General features: G+C 37.5%; 19 protein-coding genes and 1 pseudogene. All 20 read left to right on the plus strand.

From position 1 onward, the window contains the following. The first annotated feature begins 332 nt into the window (after positions 1–332). Positions 333–2,075, plus strand: a complete 1,743-nt coding sequence (locus GHC26_RS09070) for an adenine deaminase C-terminal domain-containing protein (RefSeq protein WP_163970952.1) — start codon at positions 333–335, stop codon at positions 2,073–2,075. 38 nt (positions 2,076–2,113) lie between these two features. Beyond that, a complete protein-coding gene (locus GHC26_RS09075) occupies positions 2,114–3,181 on the plus strand; it encodes a DUF3048 domain-containing protein (RefSeq protein ID WP_163970953.1) in 1,068 nt (355 codons plus the stop codon). Between the two features lie 11 nt (positions 3,182–3,192). Beyond that, a complete protein-coding gene (locus GHC26_RS09080) occupies positions 3,193–3,507 on the plus strand; it encodes a YerC/YecD family TrpR-related protein (RefSeq protein ID WP_163970954.1) in 315 nt (104 codons plus the stop codon). Positions 3,508–4,166: 659 nt separating this feature from the next. Beyond that, positions 4,167–4,847, plus strand: a complete 681-nt coding sequence (locus GHC26_RS09085) for a heptaprenylglyceryl phosphate synthase (protein WP_404821777.1) — start codon at positions 4,167–4,169, stop codon at positions 4,845–4,847. Between the two features lie 13 nt (positions 4,848–4,860). Next, positions 4,861–7,080: a DNA helicase PcrA gene (gene pcrA / locus GHC26_RS09090; protein ID WP_163970956.1), complete on the plus strand. Its 2,220-nt coding sequence runs from the start codon at positions 4,861–4,863 to the stop codon at positions 7,078–7,080. Positions 7,081–7,098: 18 nt separating this feature from the next. After that, a complete protein-coding gene (ligA, locus tag GHC26_RS09095; RefSeq protein ID WP_163970957.1) occupies positions 7,099–9,102 on the plus strand; it encodes an NAD-dependent DNA ligase LigA in 2,004 nt (667 codons plus the stop codon). 11 nt (positions 9,103–9,113) lie between these two features. Further along, entirely contained in the window at positions 9,114–10,232 is a 1,119-nt protein-coding gene (locus GHC26_RS09100; RefSeq protein ID WP_163970958.1) for a CamS family sex pheromone protein, read from the plus strand. Positions 10,233–10,381: 149 nt separating this feature from the next. Further along, positions 10,382–11,932 (plus strand): L-glutamate gamma-semialdehyde dehydrogenase, encoded by a 1,551-nt coding sequence (gene pruA / locus GHC26_RS09105; RefSeq protein ID WP_163970959.1) that lies wholly within the window; start codon positions 10,382–10,384, stop codon positions 11,930–11,932. A gap of 629 nt (positions 11,933–12,561) precedes the next feature. Next, the gene (gatC, locus tag GHC26_RS09110) at positions 12,562–12,852 is read left to right on the plus strand and encodes an Asp-tRNA(Asn)/Glu-tRNA(Gln) amidotransferase subunit GatC (protein WP_163970960.1); all 291 of its coding nucleotides are present in this window, start codon (positions 12,562–12,564) and stop codon (positions 12,850–12,852) included. 15 nt (positions 12,853–12,867) lie between these two features. Next, a complete protein-coding gene (gene gatA / locus GHC26_RS09115; protein ID WP_163970961.1) occupies positions 12,868–14,334 on the plus strand; it encodes an Asp-tRNA(Asn)/Glu-tRNA(Gln) amidotransferase subunit GatA in 1,467 nt (488 codons plus the stop codon). Further along, entirely contained in the window at positions 14,334–15,764 is a 1,431-nt protein-coding gene (gatB, locus tag GHC26_RS09120) for an Asp-tRNA(Asn)/Glu-tRNA(Gln) amidotransferase subunit GatB (RefSeq protein WP_163970962.1), read from the plus strand. The genes gatA and gatB overlap by 1 nt, the downstream gene beginning before the upstream one ends. Before the next feature lie 408 nt (positions 15,765–16,172). Beyond that, a pseudogene (locus GHC26_RS09125) lies at positions 16,173–17,081 on the plus strand (diacylglycerol kinase). 76 nt (positions 17,082–17,157) lie between these two features. Further along, a complete protein-coding gene (locus GHC26_RS09130) occupies positions 17,158–18,786 on the plus strand; it encodes a helix-turn-helix domain-containing protein (protein WP_163970963.1) in 1,629 nt (542 codons plus the stop codon). A gap of 86 nt (positions 18,787–18,872) precedes the next feature. After that, positions 18,873–20,324 carry an aldehyde dehydrogenase family protein gene (locus GHC26_RS09135; RefSeq protein WP_163970964.1) on the plus strand — a complete coding sequence of 484 codons (1,452 nt, stop codon included), beginning with the start codon at positions 18,873–18,875 and terminating at the stop codon, positions 20,322–20,324. Between the two features lie 28 nt (positions 20,325–20,352). Continuing rightward, positions 20,353–21,252: an NAD(P)-dependent oxidoreductase gene (locus tag GHC26_RS09140; protein ID WP_163970965.1), complete on the plus strand. Its 900-nt coding sequence runs from the start codon at positions 20,353–20,355 to the stop codon at positions 21,250–21,252. 34 nt (positions 21,253–21,286) lie between these two features. Next, positions 21,287–22,090, plus strand: coding sequence for a DUF3100 domain-containing protein (locus GHC26_RS09145; RefSeq protein ID WP_163970966.1), 804 nt, complete (start codon positions 21,287–21,289; stop codon positions 22,088–22,090). Positions 22,091–22,111: 21 nt separating this feature from the next. Continuing rightward, a complete protein-coding gene (locus tag GHC26_RS09150) occupies positions 22,112–22,564 on the plus strand; it encodes a hypothetical protein (protein WP_163971047.1) in 453 nt (150 codons plus the stop codon). Between the two features lie 120 nt (positions 22,565–22,684). Next, entirely contained in the window at positions 22,685–24,064 is a 1,380-nt protein-coding gene (rlmD, locus tag GHC26_RS09155; RefSeq protein WP_163970967.1) for a 23S rRNA (uracil(1939)-C(5))-methyltransferase RlmD, read from the plus strand. 2 nt (positions 24,065–24,066) lie between these two features. Further along, a complete protein-coding gene (locus GHC26_RS09160; protein WP_163970968.1) occupies positions 24,067–25,050 on the plus strand; it encodes a tRNA dihydrouridine synthase in 984 nt (327 codons plus the stop codon). 649 nt (positions 25,051–25,699) lie between these two features. Beyond that, positions 25,700–26,428 (plus strand): cytochrome c biogenesis CcdA family protein, encoded by a 729-nt coding sequence (locus GHC26_RS09165; protein ID WP_163970969.1) that lies wholly within the window; start codon positions 25,700–25,702, stop codon positions 26,426–26,428. The last annotated feature ends 34 nt before the right edge of the window (positions 26,429–26,462 follow it).

The following is a 26,462-nucleotide window of genomic DNA, read 5'->3' on the forward strand; positions in this document are numbered from 1 at the left end:
TGCAACACTCCCTGAAAGTCGTGCACCCTCCGAACAAAGTCATGCAACACCCCCCGAAAGTCGTGCACCCTCCGAACAAAGTCATGCATCACACCCTGAAAGTCGTGCAACCTCCGAACAAAGTCATGCAACACCCCCCGAAAGTCGTGCACCCTCCGAACAAAGTCATGCAGCACCCCCCGAAACTCATGCACTTTCCTAATAAAATCATGCATCCCCATCCCATAAAAGAATTGTCACAAAAATTTCACTTTCGTACATAAAAACGTTACTGTGCGAAAGTGATACAATATGTTAGAATGGAATAAATTTTACATTTGGAGAGTTGCTCTATGTTAGAGAAAGGGACCTATTGGAGAAACCGTGAAATTAGAAATCAAGTTGCCGTAGTTGATGGCACATTAGCACCTACACTAGTTTTAAAAAATAGTACGTATTTAAATGTATTCACGAATCAATGGTTACAAGCAAATATATGGATTCACCATGATCGAATTGTATATGTCGGGGAAAATTTACCAAAAAATGTTGGGAAGGCAGAAATAGTAAATTGTCAGGGATTGTATTTAGTGCCTGGTTATATTGAACCACATACACATCCATTTCAATTATATAATCCGGAAGAATTGGCACTTCATGCGGCTAAATTTGGAACAACAGCATTGATTAATGATAACTTAATGTGGCTTTTTTTATTGGATCGAAAGAAAGCGTTTTCTTTATTAGATGAATTCCAAAAAATACCAGCATCGATGTACTGGTGGGCGAGGTTTGATTCCCAAACCGCTTTAAAGGATGAAGAGGGATTATTTAATACAGAGGAAGTATTGGCATGGTTATCTCATATTGCCATTGCACAGGGTGGGGAACTTACCTCATGGCCAAGTCTTCTAGCTGGGGACGACCGTTTATTATATTGGATTCAAGAAGCAAAGCGACGTGGAAAGCCAGTGGAAGGACATTTTCCTGGAGCTTCAGAATCTACTTTAACAAAAATGAAACTATTAGGAGCAACTGCTGACCATGAATCGATAACAGGTAAGGAAGCGTTTAAACGACTTCAGCTTGGGTACCATGTTGGCTTACGTTATTCATCGATTCGTCCAGACTTACCAAATCTATTAGAAGAAATGTTAGAAGAGGGTTTAACAGCATTTGATAATCTCACGATGACAACAGATGGCTCAACACCGGCTTTCTATGAAAATGGCTTAATTAATCTATGTATCTCCATTGCTATTGAAAAGGGTGTGCCAATAGAAGATGCTTACCGGATGGCTACTTATAATGTAGCAAGACATTTTGGTTTACAAGAACAGCTAGGTAGTATAGCTCCGGGTAGGGTGGCCCATATAAACTTTTTAAAAACAAAGGATAACCCACATCCAATAAGTGTACTGGCCAAAGGTACATGGGTTTTAAAAGATGGAGAAGAGCAGCCGATAACAGAAAGCATAGATTGGGATAAATATGGCATTAGAGCCGTATCCTTTGATTGGGAATTGGAAATGAGAGATTTACAATTTTCGATTCCGATTGGATTAAAAATGGTAAATGACGTTATTATGAAGCCTTTTCCAATTGAAACAGATGTTACATTAGAAGCATTGCCAGACCGTAATTATGATGCATTTCTTGTCTTAATGGATCGATATGGAAAATGGCGAGTAAATACAGCAATTAATGGATTCACCAATCGACTAGGTGCCATCGTTAGTTCGTACTCTACAACAGGAGACATTGTCTTAATTGGGAAAAGAAAACAAGATATGCTTCTTGCGTGGAAACGAATGAAAGAAATCGGTGGTGGAATTGTCGTTGTACATCAAGGAAATATTCTCTTTGAATTACCATTAAAACTTAGTGGCATTATGTATAATGGGAAAATGAATGATCTTATTGATAAAGTAAAAGAATTAAAAGATTTATTACAATCTTATGGGTATCAATTCCATGACCCAATTTATAATATTTTATTCTTATCTTCCACTCATTTACCTTATATTCGCATTACACAACAAGGAATAATCGATGTGAAGAAAAGGGAAGTTCTCTTTCCTGCAATTATGCGATAGCGTATAATAGTAGAAAACGTTCTAAAAGGTGTGAGACAATGAGACAAGGAATCATTTATGGACTATTCATCGCTCTTATTCTTCTTGTAGGGTGTTCTGGTGAGGAAGAAGGACAAGAAAAGGATGCAAAAGATAATAAGCCACGTGAAGAGGAGCAACCTGAAAAAACAGAGCCAGTTGAAGAGACGTTTGAAAATGTTTATCCATTAACAGGTATTGGAACAAATGAAGACGTTAATAATCGCATTGTAAGTGTCATGATTAATAATCATACAAAGGCAAGACCACAAACAGGACTATCGAAAGCAGATATTGTTTTTGAAATATTAGCAGAAGGAAGGATTACTAGGTTCCTAGCAATGTTTCAAAGTGAATTACCAGATGTAGTCGGTCCAGTGCGTAGTGCAAGGGAGTATTATTTTGATTTAGCCAATCGATATAATGCATTATATGTGTATCATGGTGCTGCTGGATTTATTGATAACATGATTGTTAATAGAGGAATTGAATTTTTAAATGGCGCACAATACGATAATGATGGACATTTATTCAAAAGGGAATCATTTCGACAAGCTCCACACAATTCTTACTTATTAACGGATGCAGTATATGAAGTAGCAGAACAAAAAGGGTATGATACAACTAATACATATGATGCATTGCCATTCCTAGACGATGATGAAATGGCAAATATTTCAGGTAATGATGCTAATCATGTGGAAATAGTTTATTCGGATAATCCAATGGAAATTGTGGAGTTTGACTATGATCAAGATAATGAGGCCTACACCCGTTTTAACGATAGAGAAAAAACGATTGAACTGGAAACAGAAGTCCCAATTCAAGTGGAGAATATATTCATTATAGAAGCGCATCATCAAGTCATCGATGATCAAGGACGCCGAGCTATTAATTTAGAAGATGGAGGAAATGCCTACCTTGTCCAGCAAGGGAAAGTACAACAGCTCCAATGGGAAAATCAAGATGGACAAATTATAGCCACTAAGGATGGCCAACCTGTAGGATTTGTACCAGGACAGACATGGGTTAACGTTGTTCCATCCAGTCCAGGGATCGATGAGTCGGTAACGATAACAAATGAGTAAGGAGTGGCGTTATGCAAATTGATAAGTTAAGAGGACCACAGTTAGATCAACTATTTGATGCAATACTATCATTAAAAGATCGTGAAGAGTGTTATCGATTTTTTGATGATATTGCGACAATGAGTGAAGTTCATGCAATTGCCCAACGCTTGCAGGTTGCACGTATGTTAACAGAAGGACATACGTATTCCAAAATTGAGAATAAAACAAATGCCTCTACAGCTACTATATCTCGTGTGAGAAGGTGTCTTAACTTTGGTAGTGATGGCTATCAACTTGTTTTGGATCGGGTGAGCGATTCAGAAGATAACTCTACGGACAATTAAAAAAATCTATACGTGAAAATATACTAATCTCTGTAGAATTCCCTTTTGCATACCTTGTTGCCTTGACGCATAATCTATATTGTGCGCAATAACTAGGATATGCACATAGCTTCGCTTTACGGAAAAACACTACGCTTTCACATGGTGAAAGCGAGTGTTTTCCGCTGCGGTGGTTGACCACTCATCCTATAAAAGATAATAAGGAAACATGTTAAAACTATTGCGCATCATCCATCTTATGTGCATGACGTTTCATACCAAAAACAACCTTCTTGTAGAAAAGTGTTGTTAAAAATAGCATACCTGAAAAAATGTCGTATTCTTATATCTTATAGGAAACGGCATTTTTTCTTTAAGAGATAAGGAAGTATAAATTCAAAGGTGTCTAGCACCAGGCGCCAGCGACTAGCGAGACTTCCCTTCACCTCCGTACGAAGACCTGGATGGTCTAGTATCGGCGCCCGACATAGGTGTAACCGTAGGTCCGTACATCTCTATGCGGGGGTGCCTTTGTGCTTTTCTTAGTTTACCATGTTATATAAGAACTACATCTGAACCCCAAAAAAAAGATATAACATTATCCTAAATTCCTATCCTAATTTTTGCTATAATAAACTAATGGATTATATTAATGGAGGATGCGACTTGTGAAGAATACAATGAACGAATGGAAGCACATATTTAAGCTAGACCCAGCAAAAGAAATCTCAGATGACGCATTAGAGAAAGTCTGTGAATCAGGAACAGATGCCATTATGGTAGGTGGCACAGATGATGTAACGCTAGATGGTGTACTAGATTTATTATCTCGTATCCGGCGTTATACGGTTCCATGTATTCTCGAGATTTCGACAATGGATGCTATTACACCTGGTTTCGATTATTACTATATCCCAATGGTAATGAATAGTACGGAAAAGAAATGGATGATGGATATTCAACATCAAGCCATTAAAGAGTATAAAGCGATTATGAATTGGGATGAGATCCTTATGGAAGGCTATTGTATTTTAAATGAAGAAGCAAAAGCATTCACCCATACCAATAGTTATTTACCAGATGATGAAGATGTTACAGCATATGCATACATGGCAGAGCATGTCTTCCACTTACCGATTTTTTATATGGAGTATAGTGGGACATACGGCAACCCTGAACTAGTAAAAAGCGTTAAGAATGAATTAACCAATACGCTATTGTTCTATGGTGGCGGTATTGAAAATGCAGAACAAGCTCGTGAAATGAAAGAGCATGCAGATGTTATAGTTGTTGGAAATAGTATTTATACCGATTTGAAAAAAGCATTAAAAACGGTACAAGCCGTAAAAGAAATGGAATAAGGGTGGTGTCATTGTGAGTCAAACAACTGCTGACTTACTAAATGGATTAAACAAACAACAGCAAGAAGCTGTCAAACATATAGATGGACCATTATTAATCATGGCAGGTGCAGGAAGTGGAAAAACGCGTGTCCTAACACATCGGATTGCCTATCTATTAAGTGAAAAAGATGTGGCTGCTCGAAATATCTTAGCCATCACGTTTACGAATAAAGCTGCACGTGAAATGAAGGACCGGGTTGGAAAACTAGTTGGCCCAGAAAGTGAATACATGTGGGTTTCGACCTTCCACTCCATGTGTGTGCGGATCTTAAGACGTGATATTGAACGAATTGGCTATAATACTAATTTCACCATTTTAGACAGTGGGGATCAATTATCGGCGATTAAGCAAATTTTAAAAGACCTTAATATGGATCCGAAAAAATTTGACCCTCGTGCAATGCTTGGAGCCATTAGTGGAGCAAAAAATGAACTGATTACGCCAGAAGAATACAGTCAAAATGTTGGAGATTTTTATGAACGCCAAGTTGCACAAGTTTATGAACGTTATCAAAAAGTGTTACGGAAAAATCAATCACTCGATTTTGATGACCTAATCATGCAAACTATTCACTTGTTTAAGCGTGTTCCAGAAGTATTAGAATATTATCAGCGTCGTTTTCAATATATTCACGTTGATGAGTACCAGGATACAAACCATGCCCAATATTACCTTGTCAAGCAGCTTGCGAGTCGTTTTCAAAATCTATGTGTAGTAGGGGATTCGGATCAATCGATCTATCGCTGGCGTGGTGCAGATATTGCAAATATCCTTTCCTTTGAAAAAGACTATCCAACAGCACGGACTGTCTTTTTAGAACAAAACTATCGATCGACGAAATCAATCTTAGATGCAGCAAATCATGTCATTGAAAAAAACACAGGACGCAAACCGAAAAAACTGTGGACGGAAAACCCTGATGGTAAGAAAATTAATTATTTTCAAGGACAAACAGAGCAAGAAGAAGCATTATTTATTGCAGAAAAAATTCAAGAGTTAGCCGAATCTAGCCGTTTTAGCTTAAATGATATTGCGATTTTATACCGCACTAATGCACAATCTCGTGCGATAGAGGATACGTTCATTAAATCAAATATTGCTTATCAAATGGTTGGTGGTACAAAGTTCTATGAGCGAAAAGAAATTAAAGATATGCTAGCCTATTTACGGTTGATTACGAATCCAGATGATGATTTAAGCTTTGAACGTGTTGTCAATGAACCGAAAAGAGGTATTGGTAAAACATCTGTTGAGAAATTGCGCGCTTATGCACAACAGCATGATATTTCGTTTTTTGAAGCGGTGAAAGAAGTTGATTTTGCAGGTGTACCCAAAAAAGCTGCTAATGCATTAGCAAAATTCGGGGAATTAATTCAAAACTTTTCCAATCAACAAGAGTTTTTAACTGCTACCGATATGGTTGAGGCCGTTCTAGAACGAACTGGTTATGAAGAAATGTTGAAGAATGAACGCTCATTGGAAGCACAGAGTCGTTTAGAAAACTTAGAAGAGTTTAAGACAGTTACAAAAGAATTTGAGAAAACAAGTGAAGATAAGACATTGGTTTCTTTCTTAACGGATTTAGCATTAATCGCTGATATAGATAAAGTAGATGAGGAAGAACTAGAAGATGAACCAAAAATAACCTTAATGACCTTGCATGCAGCAAAAGGATTAGAATTTCCAGTTGTCTTTTTAATTGGTATGGAAGAAAATGTCTTTCCACATAGCCGTTCTATGTTTGAAGAGGAAGAAATGGAGGAAGAACGCCGTTTAGCGTATGTAGGGATTACCCGTGCCGAACAGGAACTCTATTTAACTCATGCCAAAATGCGCACCTTGTATGGTCGAACGAATATGAACCCAGTAAGTCGGTTTATTAATGAAATTCCAGAGGATTTAATTGATGGAATTGAACAAATGAAAACGTCTATGTATGGCTCAATTGGACAACCTAAACAACAAGAAAAGCCTGCACCGAAACGTCGTGCACAGAAACTGAATCGGACAACTGGTGCAGAAAATGAAACATGGGGTACTGGAGATAAGGTAGAACACAAAAAATGGGGTGTCGGGACTGTTGTTAATGTACAAGGAGAAGGAGAAGCAACGGAATTAGACATCGCATTTCCTGCACCAACTGGTATTAAACGTTTATTAGCTAAACTTGCTCCAATCACGAAACAGTAGGGAGGGTGCTTCTCGTAAATGGATAAAAAGCAAGCACAAGAACGGATCACTGAACTAAAAAACTCACTTCACCAATATGGATATGAATATTATGTGTTGGACAACCCAAGTGTTCCAGATGCTGAATATGATGAGAAATTACAAGCTTTACAGCAGCTAGAGGAACAATTTCCAGATCTGATCACAGCAGATTCCCCTACTCAACGTGTAGGGGGTGAACCCTTAGATGCTTTTAAGAAAGTCACACATAGCGTACCCATGTTAAGTTTATCGAATGCATTTAATGAAACAGACTTACGTGATTTTGCTCGTCGTGCTAGTCAAGGTACCAGTCAAGCATTATCCTATGTTTGTGAGTTGAAAATAGACGGATTAGCCATTTCGCTAACATATGAAAATGGAAAACTTATTAGAGGTGCAACCCGTGGTGACGGAACGACAGGGGAAGATATTACGAGTAATATTAAAACGATTCGTAGTGTCCCCTTATCTATTAGAGAAAAGCGAAAAATAGAAGTGCGTGGGGAAGCCTTTATGCCACACAAGTCATTTCTAGCATTGAATGAAGCGAAAGAAGAAAATGGAGAAGAGCCATTTGCCAATCCAAGGAATGCTGCTGCTGGTTCGTTAAGACAACTAGATCCTAAGATTGCTGCATCCCGTAATTTAGATGTGTTTTTGTATGGAGTAGGGGAATGGGATGCCGATCCAATTGAATCGCACTCCGAGCGCCTCACGCTGTTAAAAGAGTTAGGATTCAAAACAAATCCTGAATGGAAAAAATGCGATACGATCGAAGAAGTCATCGAGTATGTCAATTATTGGACAAGCGAGCGCCCAAACCTCAGCTATGAAATTGATGGAATTGTGATCAAAGTAGATGATTTAAAAACACAAGAAGATCTCGGGTACACAGCAAAAAGTCCACGGTGGGCGATTGCCTATAAATTTCCAGCCGAAGAGGCCATCACTACGTTAACAGATATTGAGTTAAGTGTTGGTCGTACAGGTGTTGTCACCCCAACAGCTATTTTAGAACCAGTCAGAGTTGCTGGTTCAACGGTGAAACGTGCTTCCCTGCATAATGAAGATTTAATTCAAGCTAAAGACATTCGCATTGGGGATACAGTTGTCATCAAGAAGGCGGGCGACATTATTCCCGAAGTCGTTCGTGTAGTGGAAGAAAAACGGACTAAAGAACAACAACCATTCCATATGCCTAGCGAATGCCCAGCATGTGGGACCGACTTAGTTCGTCTAGAAGAGGAAGTAGCACTGCGTTGTATCAATCCGAATTGTCCTGCACAATTACAAGAAGGACTCATTCATTTTGTTTCTCGAAATGCCATGAATATTGATGGTTTAGGGGAAAAGGTGATAAAACAATTGTTTCAAGCAGATTTGATTGAAACGATTGCAGATATTTACCGACTAGAACGAAATGCGCTATTACAATTAGAACGAATGGGTGAAAAGTCAGTTGATAATTTATTAAAAGCAATTGAGGCATCGAAAAGTAATTCATTAGAAAAACTGTTGTTTGGCTTAGGGATTCGGTTTATTGGTGCAAAAGCAGCGAAAACCTTAGCAGCACATTTTGAAACAATGGAACATTTACAAAAGGCAACCTTTGAAGATATTATTGCGATTGATGAAATCGGCGAGAAAATGGCAGATTCCGTTGTTCGTTATTTTGCAGAAGAAAAGGTAACCGATCTACTTCAGGAGTTAAATAATTTAGGTGTTAACATGACCTATACTGGTCCAAAGCAAACAACTGAAGCTATCAACTCTGAACTAACTGGTAAAACTGTTGTCTTAACTGGAAAAATGGAGAATTTCACAAGAAACGAAGCAAAAGAAATAGTAGAATCTCTTGGTGCAACTGTGACCAGCAGTGTTAGTAAAAAAACCGATATTGTGATAGCGGGAGAAGATGCAGGTTCTAAATATGATAAAGCAGAAAAACTAGGCATTACGATTTGGGATGAACAAAAGCTACAAGAAGTTGTCGAAAGGTAGGAGTCGTAAACATGAAAAAGATCACCATCTATTTAATCGGCGTACTCCTTTTCCTAACAAGTTGTGCACCAGATATAAATGAAGATGAAGTGTTACATGAAGATGAAGCAGAGCAAGAAACATCGATTGTTCCTAGTTATCAGCTTTCAGAAGAAAATTACCGTATGGTCTTACCATATAAAACGAGTGCGGCCCGTGGTGTCATCACAAACCAAATGGGAAATAGGCTTGACATCGATGAAATGGAAGAAGGATTACGACGCCATTCTAAGGAAGTATATGATCCAGAAACATACTATTTTCAAGAAGGCCAATATTTAACGGAAGACACAGTCTATGAATGGCTTGGTGAAGGGGAAGAAGGGTTTAATCCTGAAATCCCTGAAGGTGCTGAAGAAGAAATATATCGGGAAAATCCACGTTATTTATCCCATATTTTGGAACAAAATTTTCTTAGAAGAAATGAGGATAACTCGGTTGATTTAGTCGGTGTTTCACTTGGTATTGCGCTAAAGTCTGTTTATCGTTTTCAAACTGAAATAGGTGGCCCGTATTATTATGAGGAAATTCCCAAAAGTGATATGTTAAATGAGGGAAAAGAAATTGCTCAATCCATTTTAGAGCGCGTTCGTGAAATTGAAGGATTAGAAGATGTGCCCATTTTAATTGGTCTATATCGAGAGGCTGAACAAGGTTCACCAGTTCCTGGGAATTATGTAGCCTTGACGAATGTAGACAGTGGTAGCCGAACAATTGATGAATGGGAATCCATAGATGAAGAGTATATTCTGTTTCCATCTGATGAAGCTGAAGAAAAATACTTTGATGAATTCCAATTATTTAATAGCTTTGCAAACGAAATTGCAACCTATTTTCCAAATTACGTTGGTGCAATTGGCGAAGGATTTTATATAAATGAAGAGCTTCGTAAGTTGACGATTGAGGTACCTCTTGAATTTTATGGGAAAGCAGAAGTCATTGGTTTTACACAATATACCTATGGTGTTATAAACGAAATGTTTCCAAATTACTATGATCTAGAAATAAAAATAAATTCAGATGATAAAATGGAAAGTTTAATCTATCGAGATGCAGGTGATGATAATCCAACCGTGCATATTTTTCATTAATATGATAGATTCATTGAATATTTCAAGCACTTCAGTTAAAATAATCATTGGAATGATGTAATGTAAATAATATGTTAAACCATATTTTGTTGAACGTATTATTTACAGATCGTGAAAGCGCCATTCACTATTTAAAGGGAGGTATTTTTATGGTAGTAGAGTATAAGCATGAACCATTTACAGATTTTTCTGTAGAAGAAAACAAAAATGCATTATTAGAGGCTTTAAAACAAGTAGAATCAAACCTAGGGAAAGAGTATCCACTTATCATTGGTGGAGAAAAGGTTACCACAGAAGATAAGATTGTATCCGTAAATCCAGCAAACAAAGACGAAGTAATTGGATACGTATCCAAAGCAAATAAGGAATTAGCTGAAAAAGCAATGAAAGTAGCGGATGAGAACTTTGAATGGTGGAGAAAATCTGATCCTAAATTCCGTGCAGATATTCTTTTCCGTGCTGCTTCAATCGTTCGTCGTCGTAAATTTGAATTCACTGCACACCTTATTAAAGAAGGTGGAAAGCCTTGGAAAGAAGCAGATGCTGATGTGGCTGAAGGAATTGACTTCTTAGAATACTATGGCCGTCAAATGTTGGAATTAAAAGATGGTGTAAAGGTAAATAGCCGTCCAATTGAACATAATAAATTCAATTATATTCCATTAGGTGTGGGACTTGTAATCTCCCCATGGAATTTCTTGTTTGCCATTATGACAGGAACAACTGTTGCTGCAATGGTTACAGGAAATACGGTATTACTAAAACCAGCAAGTACAACACCAGTTATTGCATATAAACTAATGGAAGTGTTAAAAGAAGCAGGTCTTCCAGATGGCGTTATTAACTACATACCTGGTCCTGGTAGTGAAGTTGGTGACTATTTAGTAGATCATCCACGTACACGTTTTGTTAGCTTTACAGGATCTCGTGAAGTAGGTACACGTATTTTTGAACGTGCAGGTAAAGTACAAGAAGGCCAAAAATGGCTTAAACGTACGATCATTGAAATGGGTGGTAAAGACACGATTGTTGTGGATAATGAAGCAGATCTAGAATTAGCTGCACAATCTATCGTACAATCTGCATTTGGTTTCTCTGGTCAAAAATGTTCTGCATGTTCTCGTGCCGTCATTCATGAGGATGTTTATGATCAAGTGAAAGACCGTGTTGCTGAATTAACAAATGAACTTACAGTTGGAAACCCAGCAGATGCATCCAATAACTTTATGGGTCCGGTAATTGATCAAGGTGCCTATGATAAAATTATGAGCTACATTGAAATCGGTAAAAAAGAAGGAAAACTTGTTGCCGGTGGAAATGGTGATGACAGCAAAGGTTGGTTTGTGAATCCTACTGTATTTGCTGATGTAGATCCAGAAGCACGTATTATGCAAGAAGAAATCTTTGGACCTGTTGTTGGGCTTACAAAAGCGAAAGATTTCGACCAAGCAATCGAAATTGCCAATAACACAGAATATGGCTTAACTGGTGCCGTGATTACAAATAATCGTACAAATCTGGAAAAAGCACGTGAAGACTTCCACGTAGGTAACCTTTACTTCAACCGTGGATGTACAGCAGCGATTGTTGGCTATCACCCATTCGGTGGCTTCAATATGTCTGGTACTGACTCAAAAGCAGGTGGACCTGACTACTTAATCCATCATATGCAAGGAAAAACAACATCTGAAATGTTCTAGTATAAGTTTTATCAAAACCTCTTTTGTCGATATAAATCGGCGGAAGGGGTTTTTTGCGTTTACACCTATGTGTGCTCTAATAATTTCCTATTTTAAAAAACAAGAATGGATGGTTATTTGCGCTTTTCCCCCTCATAGTTCCATGATTTAATGACAATAGCGGAACGACGATTACACTTGACCTTAAAAATAGCGCTTTTCTGGTCAATAGCGGAATGAGGACCCATTTACTTTTACGGGATGAATCCTCATTCCGTTATTCACAGAAAACCCTATGTTTAGAGCATGGTCGCGGATCCTCGTTCCATTATATTTATGTAAACATTGATAGTAAATTTATTCCCGTCGAAAGTGAACAACTTGTCCGAAGTGGAAAATCAACCACGGTGTATTATGTCGCATTTTAGATCAAGTGTGACACAGTATCTATCAACGATTCATTAAGATTCATCTTTGAAAAAGCAGCAATCTTTTAGAAAACCGTCTAAAATTAAAAAGGGAGTATAGGACAAACCATATTTGTAAAGAAAATAGATAGTAGGTTCTACATTAGTTGATTACCAATGCATAATTCTGCTATTATCAAAAGTATTGTAGGGTTTTCTATATGTTTTATGGAGGTGGATAAGATGTCTGATATATCAAAAGATCAAGTAAAGCATGTTGCGCATTTGGCGAGGCTTGCCATAACAGAAGAAGAAGCAGAAAAATTAACGGATGAACTAGGAGCCATTATTGACTATGCAAACCAATTAAATGAATTGGATACAACGGATATTGAACCAACGACACATGATCAGAATGTGAAAAATGTATTACGTAAGGACGAGCCAAGAAAATGGATTACAAAAGAAGAAGCATTGAAGAATGCTCCTGATCAAGAGAATGGTCAATTTAAAGTACCATCGATTTTGGAGTAAGGAGGGAAATAGATTATGTCACTATTTGATCATAGTATTAAAGACTTAGAGCAAAAATTACATAATAATGAAATAACGGTAGAAGATTTAGTAAACACTTCATATGACCGTATTAAAGAAGTAGATGATCAAGTAAAAGCATTTCTTACGTTAGATGAAGAAAATGCACGGAAACAAGCAAAGGAATTGGATAATACATCCACACGTGACAATAAATTGTTCGGAATGCCAGTAGGGATTAAAGATAATATTGTCACAAAAGGCTTGCGCACAACTTGTGGAAGTCAATTTTTACGTAACTTTGAGGACCCACTATATGATGCAACCGTCGTAAACAAACTGGATAACGAAAAAGCAGTGAACATTGGAAAGTTAAATATGGACGAGTTTGCGATGGGATCTTCTAATGAAAACTCAAGTTTCCAGCCAACCCGTAACCCATGGAATACCGACTATGTACCAGGTGGCTCAAGTGGTGGATCTGCTGCATCTGTAGCGGCAGGAGAAGTATTGTTCTCATTAGGATCTGATACAGGTGGATCGATTCGACAACCTGCAGCATTTTGTGGTGTTGTCGGAATGAAGCCGACATATGGTCGTGTATCTCGTTTTGGGTTAGTAGCTTTTGCTTCCTCTCTTGATCAAATTGGACCAGTAACGAGAAATGTGGAAGACAATGCACGCGTGCTTGAAGTTATTTCTGGTCATGATGAAATGGACTCCACTAGTGCAGATGTGGAGGTTCCGAAGTATACAGAGGCCTTAACCAATGATGTAAAGGGGCTAAAAATTGCGGTGCCAAAAGAGTACCTTTCTGAAGGGGTAGCATCAGAAGTGAAAGAATCCGTAATGAACGCCCTGAAAGTGTATGAATCACTAGGTGCAGAATGGGAAGAGGTTTCTTTACCACATTCCAAGTATGCCGTCGCATCCTACTATCTGTTAGCATCATCAGAAGCCAGTGCAAACCTAGCTCGATTTGATGGTGTTCGTTATGGTGTGCGATCTGAGAATGCAGACAATATGGTAGATATGTTTAAAATGTCTCGTAGTGAAGGATTTGGTGAAGAAGTCAAGCGTCGTATCATGCTTGGCACATTTGCCTTAAGCTCTGGTTATTATGATGCCTACTATAAAAAAGCACAACAAGTTCGTACCTTAATTAAACAGGACTTTGACAAAATTTTTGAACAATATGATGTGGTGATTGGTCCAACAACCCCAACGCCAGCCTTTAAAATTGGGGAGAAGATTAATGATCTATTAACCATGTATGCAAATGATATTTTAACCATTCCAGTGAACTTAGCTGGTGTACCAGGAATCTCTGTACCATGTGGCTTTTCAGAAAATGGTCTACCAATTGGTTTACAAATAATTGGAAAACACTTTGACGAAAATACAGTTTATCGTACAGCACATGCCTTTGAACAAGCAACAGATTATCATACAAAACGACCTCAATTAGGAGGTGCACAGTAATGAACTTTGAAACAATTATCGGTCTAGAAGTACACGTAGAATTAAAGACAAATTCGAAAATATTTAGTCCAAGTCCCAATATGTTTGGGGATGAGCCAAATACAAATGTAAATCCAATTGACTTAGGGTATCCTGGTGTTTTACCAGTGTTAAATGAAGAGGCTGTTAACTTTGCAATGAAAGCAGCAATGGCATTAAATTGTGATATTGCTACAGATACAAAATTTGACCGAAAAAATTATTTTTACCCAGATAACCCAAAGGCATATCAAATCTCTCAATTCGATAAGCCTATCGCGGAAAATGGCTGGATTGAGATTGAAGTAAATGGAGAAAAGAAACGCATTGGCATCACGCGTCTACACTTGGAAGAGGATGCAGGAAAGCTAACTCACGGGGATGATGGTTCTTCCTACGTTGACTTTAACCGTCAAGGTACTCCTCTAATTGAGATTGTGTCAGAACCAGATATGCGTTCTCCGGAAGAAGCGTATGCTTATTTGGAAAAATTGAAAAATATCATCCAATATACAGGTGTTTCCGATTGTAAGATGCAAGAAGGATCCCTTCGTTGTGATGCTAACATTTCCTTACGTCCTATTGGCCAAGAGGAGTTTGGAACGAAAACAGAGCTGAAGAACCTGAACTCATTTACCTATGTTCAAAAAGGATTAGAGTTTGAAGAAAAACGCCAAGAAAAAGAGTTGTTAAGTGGTGGGGAAATCCTCCAAGAAACGCGTCGTTATGATGAAAAAACAAAAGAAACAATTCTCATGCGTGTGAAAGAGGGATCTGACGATTATCGTTATTTCCCTGAGCCAGATTTATTGCCATTGTACATTGATGAGGCTTGGAAAGAGCGTATCCGTAATGAAATACCAGAACTACCAGATGCACGGAAAAAGCGCTATATTAAAGCGTTAGGCTTATCTGAATATGATGCTAGTGTTTTAACTGCTTCAAAAGAGATGGCTGATTTCTTTGAAGAGGCGATCGAAAAAGGCGCCGATAAGAAGCAAGTATCCAACTGGCTAATGGGAGAAGTGTCCGCTTATATGAACAAGCATTTGAAAGAATTGAATGAACTGGCAATTACACCAGAAGGACTCGCTAAGATGATTCAATTAATTGAGGATGGGACTATTTCCTCTAAAATTGCGAAAAAAGTATTTGCGGAATTAGTCGAAAAAGGCGGAGACCCAGAGAAAATTGTTAAAGAAAAAGGACTTGTGCAAATTTCGGATGAAGGTCAATTAACCGAAATTATTACCAAGATCCTAGATGAAAACGAACAGTCTATTACCGATTATAAGAACGGTAAAGATAAAGCTGTTAAATATTTAGTTGGTCAAGTAATGAAAGCAACAAAGGGACAAGCAAACCCACCAATGGTTAACAAAATTTTATTACAAGAAATTGAAAAACGTTAAAAAAGCTGGAGGAGGCTATTCCAATGTGGATTGGAGTAGCCTCTATTTTTGTATTTGAGCTTCTCAGTGCCCGAAACGGCGAGAGGAGAGGGAGAACGGTAACAGAGGAAGCTTTTCAGTGCCCCAAACGATGAAAGAAGAGGGGGAACGGTAACAGAGGAAGCCTGTCAATAACCGAATCAACGATAAAAGCAGCAAAACAGTAACAGAGCAACCGTCTAATTGTTTTCATTACCCTATCTTATAGGGAGATTCTAATTCTTATAGCCCACTAGCCAATACAAGGCTTTTCAAATAAGCTGAAAAGGGCTATTATATAGGTTGGACGTTATTATCGTGTGTAAAGTGTAAAGGTTTGTTTGACAATGGATATTAATTACGGTGAATGATCAAATTGGAGGGGACATGATGAAACGCGCCCGAATCATTTATAACCCAACTTCAGGCCGTGAAGCCTTTAAAAAAGAATTGCCACGTGTACTTCAACGTTTTGAAGTTGCAGGCTATGAAACATCAACCCATGCGACAACAGGAGAAGGGGATGCCGTTACAGCGGCTGAAATAGCCGTTGAGCGTAAGTTTGATGTTGTTGTTGCAGCAGGTGGTGATGGAACCATTAATGAGGTGATTAATGGGCTAGCAGAGAAAGAATATCGACCGAAACTTGGCATTATTCCTACTGGGACAACCAATGACTTTGCAAGAGCATTATCAATCCCAAGAGATATTAATAAAGCAGTAGATGTTATATTGGCTGAACAAACCATGCGTTTAGATATCGGTCGGGTAAATGACCATTATTTTATGAATATTGCTGGCGGTGGGAAGATAACCGAATTGACATATGAAGTACCTAGTAAATTAAAAACGATGCTTGGTCAGTTGGCTTATTATATGAAGGGGATCGAAATGCTCCCATCATTTAAACCGATCCATACCAGAATTTAATACGACGGAAATGTAGTCGATGAAGATATCATGTTATTCCTAGTAGCCAATACCAATTCAGTTGGTGGCTTTGAAAAATTAGCACCAGATGCGAAGTTGAATGATGGCTATTTTGATTTATTAATTTTACGCAAAACAAATTTAGCTGAATTTATCCGGATAGCGACACTTGCCACTAGAGGAGTGCATTTGGAAGATGACCATGTTATATATGCACGAGCAAAACAGATAAAAGTGGATGCGGAGGAAAAAATGCAGCTCAACATTGATGGGGAGTTTGGCGGTCTCTTGCCTGGGGAGTTTGTTAATTTACAGGAGCATATAGCCTTTTTTATTCCAGAGATATTTAAAGAAAAAGAAGAATCGTAAAAAACCCCCTTAGTGTTACATTAATAAATGATAACGCTAAGGGGGTTTGTTAAACGTAAGGGGAGGAGGTTATTCAATGGAAAACGATCAGAAATTTGGGATTGATAAAGCGGAAAAGCTACTAAAGATAAATAAAATGTTGACGGAAAGCTTGCAACAGGAAGAGGTACTAAGAAAAGTAATTGTTGCAGCAAGTGAACTTATTGATGTTTCGGATACACTCATTCTATATTTATACGACCAATCAACTAAAAAGCTTAAATTAGCAGAGGGTGAAGGGATTAATAAAGAAAAACTACAACATGTTGCCTTTGAACCAGGCGAATCTATAGCAGGCAAAGTGTTTAAAGGGAAAAAGCCAAAGTTATTCACCTCAGAGGACGAAATAGATTTATATATGAGAAACATGGCAACAGACAATTATTATTACTATTTTGAGGGAGTGTATAGGCGAAAAATAAAAAGTGCATTTTGTGTACCACTCCTTAATAGAGGAGAATGCCTAGGAGTACTCGTAGTTAATAATTTTAATCAAGATGGGGTCTTTACCAAGTCAGATATGCGTGTGATTGAATTTGTAGCAGATCAAAGTGCTATCGCAATCAATAATTCACATGTATATCGGAACTTGGAGGAAAAAAATGAGTTATTATCTCAATCTATTGCTATTCATGATGAATTTTATAGTTTAATTATAAAAGGAGGTGGGATGAAGAAAGTTATTCATTTACTAGAATCCGTACTCCAAGGTAAGGTAACTTTTCATGCTATTACTTTTTATAAAGATGCCGAATCCATTTTTCCAATCGTGCGAGGCGATGAAGTACTGGGAATATTAGAGTTAGAAAAGCCATTTCACTCCTATTCACAAATGGAACAGGTTGCTATAGAGCAAGCAAGTTTATCGATCGCATTAGAGTTAGTGAAAGAGAATGCTTTATTTGAAAAAGAACTTCATTTTCGGGAAGAGGTATTTAATCAATTATTGGAAAGTTTATCACAAGAAGATATGACACGATTACTAGAATATATAAACTGGGATGAAAAATGGAGGCTACAATGTATTATTATAGAGAGTAAAAACGGGGTACTGTGGGAAAAGAAAAAGATAACAGATAAAGAAAGGTTTATTAAGTCTATTGAAGCTATTACTAAAAAGATTAGTTCTCATAGCCTTGTTTTTACAAAGGCATATCAAATTATATTGATCATTCCACAAACTAAGGAAAATACAGTACAACGGGTTATCTCTTCTATAGATGATCAGTGGATAGGGGAAAAACAATTAATTTATGGTGTGGGAAGAGAAACATCTATTCATCATTTAGATGTTACATACAGAGAAGCGATGCGATCTGTTAGTTTTGCCAAGTCAAATCAAGCAATGAATGTTGTAGAATATGCAAAACTTGGGATAGAGCGATTACTCTATGAAGCCGACTCGGAAACGATTGAGTTGTTTATGGAAGATAAGTTGGGAGGACTTTTTAAATTAGATCAAAGTTATTTAAAAACGGTAAACAAGCTTATCGAAAATAACAAAAATCATAAACAAACCTCTCAAGATTTACACATACACCCCAACACCTTATATTATCGGCTGCGAAAGATTGAAGAAGTGCTTTCGATTGACTTAAGTAATGAAAGAGACTGGTTAAACTTAGTAATTGCACTTCAATTATTTCGTGGTAAGCAACAAAAATAATTTTCAATAATTGTTGCTTGCCACATTTATTTATATAATTTAGAGTATTATAATGATTGGTAACAGACGAAAAGGAGGTTTCAATCATGACGAAAACATATTACAATCACATTAATGGTGAATGGCTTTCATCTAAAACTGGAGAAACATATTCAAGTATCAACCCAGCAAACAAGGAAGAGGTTCTAGGTGTCTTTCAACGATCAGATGAAAGAGATGTAGAGTTAGCTATTGAATCAGCTGAAAACGCTTTCCTTGAATGGTCAAAAACACCTGCACCAAAACGTGGGGATGTTATATTTAATTTAATTAACTTACTAGAGGATCAAAAAGAATCATTGGCAACAATCATTACTAAAGAAGTAGGGAAGTCATTTCGAGAGGCACATGGAGAGGTACGTAAGACAATTGAAGCGATGAAACAGTTTAGTGGAGAGGCGACTAGATTAACTGGAGAGACTGCACCTTCTCAAGACTCGGATATTTTTGCATATACGATTCGGGAGCCATTAGGTGTTGTGGGTGTTATTGCTCCTTATAATTTTCCATTAGGGATAGGTATATGGAAAATAGCACCTGCTATAATTGCTGGAAATACTGTTGTGTTTAAGCCAGCTAGTAATACATCTCTGATTAGTGTTAAGATAATTGAATTATTCGAGAAGGCGGGTGTGCCAGCAGGGGTTATTAATATGGTTACTGGACCTGGAAGTGTCATTGGAGGTGCAATTGGAAATAACCCTAAAATAAAAGCTGTTTCCTTTACTGGATCAACTGATGTAGGATTAGCATTAGGAAGATCAGTAACGAAACGTGGTGCAAAAATGCAAGCAGAAATGGGAGGAAAAAACCCAGCTATTATATTAGAGGACGCTGATATTGATAAAGCGTTAGATAGTATCGTTGTTAGTGGGTTTTTAGATAATGGTCAACGTTGTACAGGTACTAGCAGATTAATTGTACCAAAATCAATCGCTAAAGAAGTGACAGATAAATTAGTAGACCGTGCTCGAAGTCTGAAAATTGGCGAAGGGTTTGGAGAAAATGTTGATAATGGTCCTGTAATTGATGAAAATCAATTAAATACCTACCTACATTATGTAAGCGTTTCCCTAGATGAAGGAGCAAAGTTAGCATATGGTGGTAAGCAATTAATGGATAATGGTAGAGATAAAGGCTTTTTCGTAGAACCAACTGTATTTACTAATGTTACAAAAGATATGACAATTTTTAGGGAAGAAATATTTGGACCAGTAATTGCGATTATAGAAGTAGAATCTTATGATGAAGCAATAGAGCTTGCTAATGACTCTGATTTTGGTTTATCATCAACCGTTTATACAAATGATTTACAAAAGGCATTCCACTTTGTTCGAAATATTCAATCTGGTGTTACTCATGTGAACATGCCTTCAACTTATTTTGAAAATCAGTTTCCGTTTGGAGGAAAGAAAGAGTCTAGTATAGGACCTCGAGAACAAGGATCGACAGCTTTAGACTTTTGGACAGATTATAAAACAGTGTATATGAAACCATAAAAAATAATTAGGAGAGGGGGGGAAGTTCTTGAAAACAGTTGGAGTTATTGGATGTGGATTAATGGGTCAAGGTATTGTTAAAAATCTACTAAAAAATAATTTTATCGTCTATATTAACGATATTAATGAAGATGCAATAGAAAAATTGGTGAATGAAGGTGCAAAAGCTACTGAAAGTATAGAAGAAATAGCTAGTAAAGTAGAATGCTTGATCTTATCACTACCTTCACCACAACTTATTAAACAGATAATGTTAGATGAACAAAATGGAGCAATATCTTTCATGCAACCAGGTAGTTATATCTTAGACATGAGTACAAATGATGTAGGCGCTACAAGGGAAATACATGATAAAGCCCAATCAAAAAATATAGAATTTTTTGATTGTCCATTAAGTGGAGGACCATCTGGAGCGGACAGTGGGACACTCACTATTATGGTAGGTGGAAATAAAGAAGCTTTTACCTCGATTATGTCTGTACTCAATGCAGTAGGAAGTCATATAGAATATATAGGCCAAAGTGGGGCAGGTCAGGTTGTGAAGCTATGTCACAATATGGTGGTAGGAGGTGTGATAGCACTATTAAGTGAAACCTTTTTGACAGGTGAACAAGCAGGTGTATCGAAAGAAAAGATTGCTTCCATTTTACAAAAGGGTTCAGGGCAGACAAAAGTAATGGAAGTTTTTGGACCTAATCTATTAAATAGTACATTTCAAGAAGTGAAGTTCTCACTGTCAAATATGCAAAAAGACATCCACTTGTATCAACGATTAGCAGAGACATCCAAGGTTCCAACATTCGCAAGTCAAATGATACATCAGTTATATCAAGTCTCTCAAAATAGAGGAAAAGGACAATCTGACTCTACTGTAGTATATGAATTTTTAGCTGAACTAGGTGGAGACAAAAAAAGCCCTGTACAGTAAGAAGAATAATTTTAAAAAACAAGGGGGAGAAATTATGAGTAATGAAATGCTATTTGGTCTTTGGAAAGATTGGAGATTACATGCTCTCGTACTAATAACAGTTGTAATTACAGAGGCAATTGGAACTTTTAGCTTTACAATTGGCCCTGGTGTTGTAATGTTACTTCCTATGCTATATGCCTTGATTATCGGATTAGCTCTATACTTCACACCTTTGGTCAAAGAAAAACAGTCAAAAAATGCAGAACCGATTATTGTATTAGGTGTTTCCTTATTACTAGCTAAGATTGGGGTTATAATTGGCCCAGATTTACCAGAAATAATAGCAGCAGGTCCCGCGCTCTTATTACAGGAGTTAGGTAATTTAGGAACGATTCTTATTGCTTTACCTGTTGCTGTATGGTTAGGACTTAAGCGAGAATCGATTGGTATGACGCATTCCGTGGCTCGTGAGCCAAATGTGGGTTTAATTATGGATAAATTCGGTATTAACTCACCTGAAGGTCGTGGGGTTATGGCAGTTTACATTTTTGGTACTGTTTTTGGAGCAGTGTTCATGGGACTTATCGCTGGATTTCTTGCTACATTAACTCCATTAGACCCTCTTTCATTTGCAATGGCATCTGGGATTGGAAGTGGAAGTATGATGGCTGCAGCTAGTGGCTCATTAGTTGCATCATTTCCTGAAATAGAAAATCAAATTGTAGCATTTGCTGGTGCCAGTAATTTATTGTCATTGTCGACAGGTCTTTATGTCAGTATTTTTATCGCACTACCATTAACAGAAAAGCTTTATAAGAAAATGACAAAATCAGATGAAGATAAAAAGGCAGCTTAATTAAAGGGGGGAATTTTCATGTTGTTAAAGAATATACAAGAGTGGACATTGTTGTTGGTTATATTTGGTTTTACAGCAATACTTGGTAATTGGGCTGGATATGACGTTATGCCGTTAGAAGCAATACCTGGAATGATTGTTCTAATCTTAATATGTTTAGCAGGATTTATACTACACAAATTAATACCAATTGATTTCCCAAGCGTTGCTTACATTGCTATAATAGGGGTTATTGTTTCAATGCCGTGGATGCCTGGTTCTGAACAGGTTGTTGCTTGGACAAGCAAAATAGAATTACTAGCTTTAGCAACACCAATTTTAGCATATGCAGGTATTTCAATAGGACGCTCATGGACAGACTTTATGAAATTGGGCTGGAAAACAATTGTGATAGCAAGTTTAGTATTATTAGGTTCCTTTATAGGTTCAGCCTTGATTGCCGAAATTGTGTTGAGATTTCAAGGTATTATATAATCTTAGTAAATACTCCTTTAACATTTAATCATTAAGTGTAAAGGAGTATTTTTCTATAAAAATACAAATTGGATATGCTAATATTAGAACCAATACATATGAACGAAAAGGAAGGTACCAATGGCAAAACAACCTGCACCAGTGAAAAAGAATGAAACGATTACACTACAATTTGAAGACCTTACCCATGAAGGGAATGGAGTTGGTAAAGTCAACGGCTATCCACTCTTTGTTCCTTATGCTTTACCAGGTGAGGAAGCAACTGTAAAAGTGGTTAAAGTCAATAAAAATTTTGGATTTGGAAAATTAATCGACGTGACAACCCCTAGTCCGGAGCGGGTAGAGCCACCATGTGATGTCTTTTATAAATGTGGTGGCTGCCAGATTCAACATATGAGCTATAACATGCAGTTAGAAATGAAGCAAAATCAAGTGAAGAACGTTATGCGTAAAATTGCACATCTTGATCATATCCCAGTATATCCGACAATTGGAATGGAGGACCCATGGCGTTACCGAAATAAGGTAGCTATCCCTGTTGGGGAAAAGGATGGAGAATTGATTACAGGGTTCTATCGAAAAAAAAGCCACCAAATCATTGATGATATGGACACATGTGTTGTCCAAGATGATCTAAATGATCGAATGGTGGAAGCGGTAAGACGAATTGCAGATCGGCTAGGGATTTCTGCTTATGATGAAAAGTCTGATCGTGGTGTATTACGCCATATTATGGTTCGTACTGGACGCGAAACGAAAGATACAATGGTTGTGATCATCACAAGAACGGAAAAATTGCCACATCAAGAAGAGCTAGTTCAAGAGTTAACGGCTACGTATCCACATGTGAAATCCATTATCCATAATATTAATAATAAGCGTACAAATGTCATTCTGGGTAGGAAAACGAACGTTATCTGGGGAAAAGAATATATTTATGACTCAATTGGTGATATTCAATTTGCCATTTCAGCAAAATCTTTTTACCAAATAAACCCGCCGCAAACGAAAAAACTGTATGAAAAAGCATTAGAATATGCAAAGATTGATCGTGATGATGTCGTAGTGGATGCCTATTGTGGGATAGGAACAATTTCATTATTCTTGGCACAAAAAGCGAAGAAAGTATACGGGGTTGAAATTGTACCTGATGCGATTAATGATGCAAAAATGAATGCCGAATTAAACGGTATAACGAATACAGAATTTGTCGTTGGCAAGGCAGAGAAAGTCATGCCACAGTGGAAAGAAGAAGGACTCGATCCAGATGTCATCATTGTAGACCCACCACGTAAAGGCTGTGAGGAAGATTTATTACATGCCATGGCTGATATGAAGCCAAAACGGATTGTGTATGTATCCTGTAATCCATCTACCTTAGCTCGGGATGTAAACATTTTAGAGGAAAGTGGCTATACGGCTAAGGAAGTACAACCAGTCGATATGTTTCCTCAGAGCATGCATGTAGAAGCAGTATGCCGACTGGAGCGGAGGGATTGAATATGATAGATAATTTTTGGCGTGAATTACCAAGACCGTTTTTTGTACTGGCTCCAATGGAAGATGTGACAGATGTTGTCTTTCGCCATGTAGTAAGCGCGGCAGCCAGACCTGATGTGTTTTTTACAGAGTTTACAAACTCTGAAAGTTATTGTCATCCAGAGGGAAAAAATAGTGTGCGTGGCCGATTGACGTTTACAGAAGATGAACAACCTATTGTAGCCCATATATGGGGGGATAAACCCGAATACTTTCGGCAAATGAGTATAGGTATGGCAGAACAAGGGTTTAGTGGATTGGATATTAATATGGGCTGTCCTGTACCTAATGTAGCAGGGGATGGGAAGGGATGTGGTCTTATCCGTCGTCCAGATGTTGCAGCAGAGCTGATACAAGCAGCTAAAGCAGGGGGACTGCCCGTAAGCGTGAAAACTAGACTTGGTTATACGGATGTAGACGAATGGCACGACTGGCTAACACACCTATTGAAGCAAGACATCGTAAATCTTTCCATTCATTTGCGTACAAAGAAGGAAATGAGTAAGGTAGATGCTCATTGGGAACTGATCCCCGAGATTAAGAAACTTCGTGACCAGGTGGCACCAGAGACACTTTTAACAATCAATGGAGATATCCCTGATCGTCAAACTGGTCTGAAGCTCGCCCATCAATACGGTGTTGATGGGGTGATGATTGGTCGTGGAGTGTTTAAAAATCCATTTGCCTTTGAAAAGGAGCCGAAAGACCATAGCAGCAAGGAATTACTCGATCTCTTACGATTACAATTGGATCTTTATGATCAATATTCTAAAGAATTAGAGCTACGTCCATTCAAATCCCTTCATCGCTTTTTTAAGATATATGTCCGTGGTTTCCGTGGAGCAAGTGGATTAAGAAATGAATTGATGAGTACAGGATCAACAGACGAAGTGCGGACATTACTCGATAAATTTTTAGAAAAAAATGTTGATGGGACGGATAAATAGCGATATGTCTCACGCGGTAGAGATAATACTAAACAAATTAATGGGGATTAAAATTCCAGGGTTAAGTCGAATAAGTCTCGGTTTTTTCAACAAGAACCGAGACTTATTTTGTTTTTACTGATTTGGATCCAATACGTTTCTATTTAAAGATTGCTTTTATTATTTTATTTGTCCTTTATCCCACATGTAACGGGCAGTAAGACCCCCACTTCCAGATTTTTTAGGAGATCTAAGAAAGATAAGTGGAGGATCAAACTGCCCGTAAATGTTCGATTCGTTCAACTAACCATCAGTGAGGGAGGAAAGGAACCCCTACTGATTGAAGATTAACTGATCAAGTATTGGGCACACCCCAACTGAGGCTTTGCAGTAAGTACCTACTTCAAAAGTTGAAACAAAGTAGGGTATCTGCCAATATTATCATTCTAAGAGAAAGAAAAGCTGCCTAATACTCGAGTCCTATTCGTGATCGGTTTAGAATTAATTTTAAAGAAATAGTAATGGTTTCTGCATAAAAACTGGTTACTTTTTTTGTAAGGTATCATAGGGATAGGTACCTAAATAGTTAGTAGTATAATAAAGCATCCTAATCTTTATGTAGATGAACTCCCAGGTTATAGAGAATGGAAAAGTAGGTGAATTACTAAATATGTTTGATCTTTTTAATCAAATTAGCGGAATGTTAAGCGGACCTATTCATGGTTTAGCTTATGGCTTCGAACAAATTCCAGTATTATTTGCCTTTTTTCTGGGGTTAGTTGGAGCTGTTGCGCCATGCCAATTAACGAGTAATGTTAGTGCAATTACTATTTATGGGAATAAATCACTGGTGGATAAAGTGCCCTGGTTACATGTATTCTTGTTTATTATTGGGAAGATTGTAGTCTTCTCTGCATTAGGAATAATCATTTGGTTATTAGGAAAAGAAGTAAATAGCATATTAACTCAACTATTTCCAGTAATCAGAAAAGCAATAGGACCACTTCTAATCATTATAGGGTTGTTTATGATTGGATTGTTTAAATTTAATAAATCACTTGGAAGGATCAAGTTACCAAAAAAATTAAAAGATAGCTATTTGGGAAGTTTTTTAATGGGCGTAAGTTTTACATTGGCATTTTGCCCAACGATGTTTGTACTGTTTATCATGACATTAATGCCAGTTGTTTTGACAACTTCCTATGGCGTTATATTGCCATCTGTTTTTGGAATTGGAACTTCTCTTCCCCTTCTACTTGTAATCTTTCTCATTTGGTATTTTGGTGCAAGTGGGGTAATCTTAAAGAAAAGCAGAAAGATAGGGGCTATTACCCAAAAAGTTGCCGGTGCATTACTCCTTGTTATAGGTATTTTTGATACATTAACCTATTGGGGGTAAAGTGATCTGTTTCTGTTTTGTTACTATCTTTAAT

The sequence above is a fragment of the Oceanobacillus halotolerans genome (assembly GCF_010993955.1).
In the GTDB taxonomy this organism is placed as follows: Bacteria; Bacillota; Bacilli; order Bacillales; family Amphibacillaceae; genus Oceanibacillus_A; species Oceanibacillus_A halotolerans.

Excerpts from the sequence above, each read along its gene's own strand:
- GHC26_RS09070 (WP_163970952.1), top strand. The coding sequence starts at position 333 with ATGTTAGAGAAAGGGACCTATTGGAGAAACCGTGAAATTAGAAATCAA.
- GHC26_RS09075 (WP_163970953.1), top strand. The coding sequence starts at position 2,114 with ATGAGACAAGGAATCATTTATGGACTATTCATCGCTCTTATTCTTCTT.
- GHC26_RS09080 (WP_163970954.1), top strand. The coding sequence starts at position 3,193 with ATGCAAATTGATAAGTTAAGAGGACCACAGTTAGATCAACTATTTGAT.
- GHC26_RS09085 (WP_404821777.1), top strand. The coding sequence starts at position 4,167 with ATGAACGAATGGAAGCACATATTTAAGCTAGACCCAGCAAAAGAAATC.
- ligA (WP_163970957.1), top strand. The coding sequence starts at position 7,099 with ATGGATAAAAAGCAAGCACAAGAACGGATCACTGAACTAAAAAACTCA.
- GHC26_RS09100 (WP_163970958.1), top strand. The coding sequence starts at position 9,114 with ATGAAAAAGATCACCATCTATTTAATCGGCGTACTCCTTTTCCTAACA.
- pruA (WP_163970959.1), top strand. The coding sequence starts at position 10,382 with ATGGTAGTAGAGTATAAGCATGAACCATTTACAGATTTTTCTGTAGAA.
- gatC (WP_163970960.1), top strand. The coding sequence starts at position 12,562 with ATGTCTGATATATCAAAAGATCAAGTAAAGCATGTTGCGCATTTGGCG.
- gatA (WP_163970961.1), top strand. The coding sequence starts at position 12,868 with ATGTCACTATTTGATCATAGTATTAAAGACTTAGAGCAAAAATTACAT.
- gatB (WP_163970962.1), top strand. The coding sequence starts at position 14,334 with ATGAACTTTGAAACAATTATCGGTCTAGAAGTACACGTAGAATTAAAG.
- GHC26_RS09130 (WP_163970963.1), top strand. The coding sequence starts at position 17,158 with ATGGAAAACGATCAGAAATTTGGGATTGATAAAGCGGAAAAGCTACTA.
- GHC26_RS09135 (WP_163970964.1), top strand. The coding sequence starts at position 18,873 with ATGACGAAAACATATTACAATCACATTAATGGTGAATGGCTTTCATCT.
- GHC26_RS09145 (WP_163970966.1), top strand. The coding sequence starts at position 21,287 with ATGAGTAATGAAATGCTATTTGGTCTTTGGAAAGATTGGAGATTACAT.
- rlmD (WP_163970967.1), top strand. The coding sequence starts at position 22,685 with ATGGCAAAACAACCTGCACCAGTGAAAAAGAATGAAACGATTACACTA.
- GHC26_RS09160 (WP_163970968.1), top strand. The coding sequence starts at position 24,067 with ATGATAGATAATTTTTGGCGTGAATTACCAAGACCGTTTTTTGTACTG.
- GHC26_RS09165 (WP_163970969.1), top strand. The coding sequence starts at position 25,700 with ATGTTTGATCTTTTTAATCAAATTAGCGGAATGTTAAGCGGACCTATT.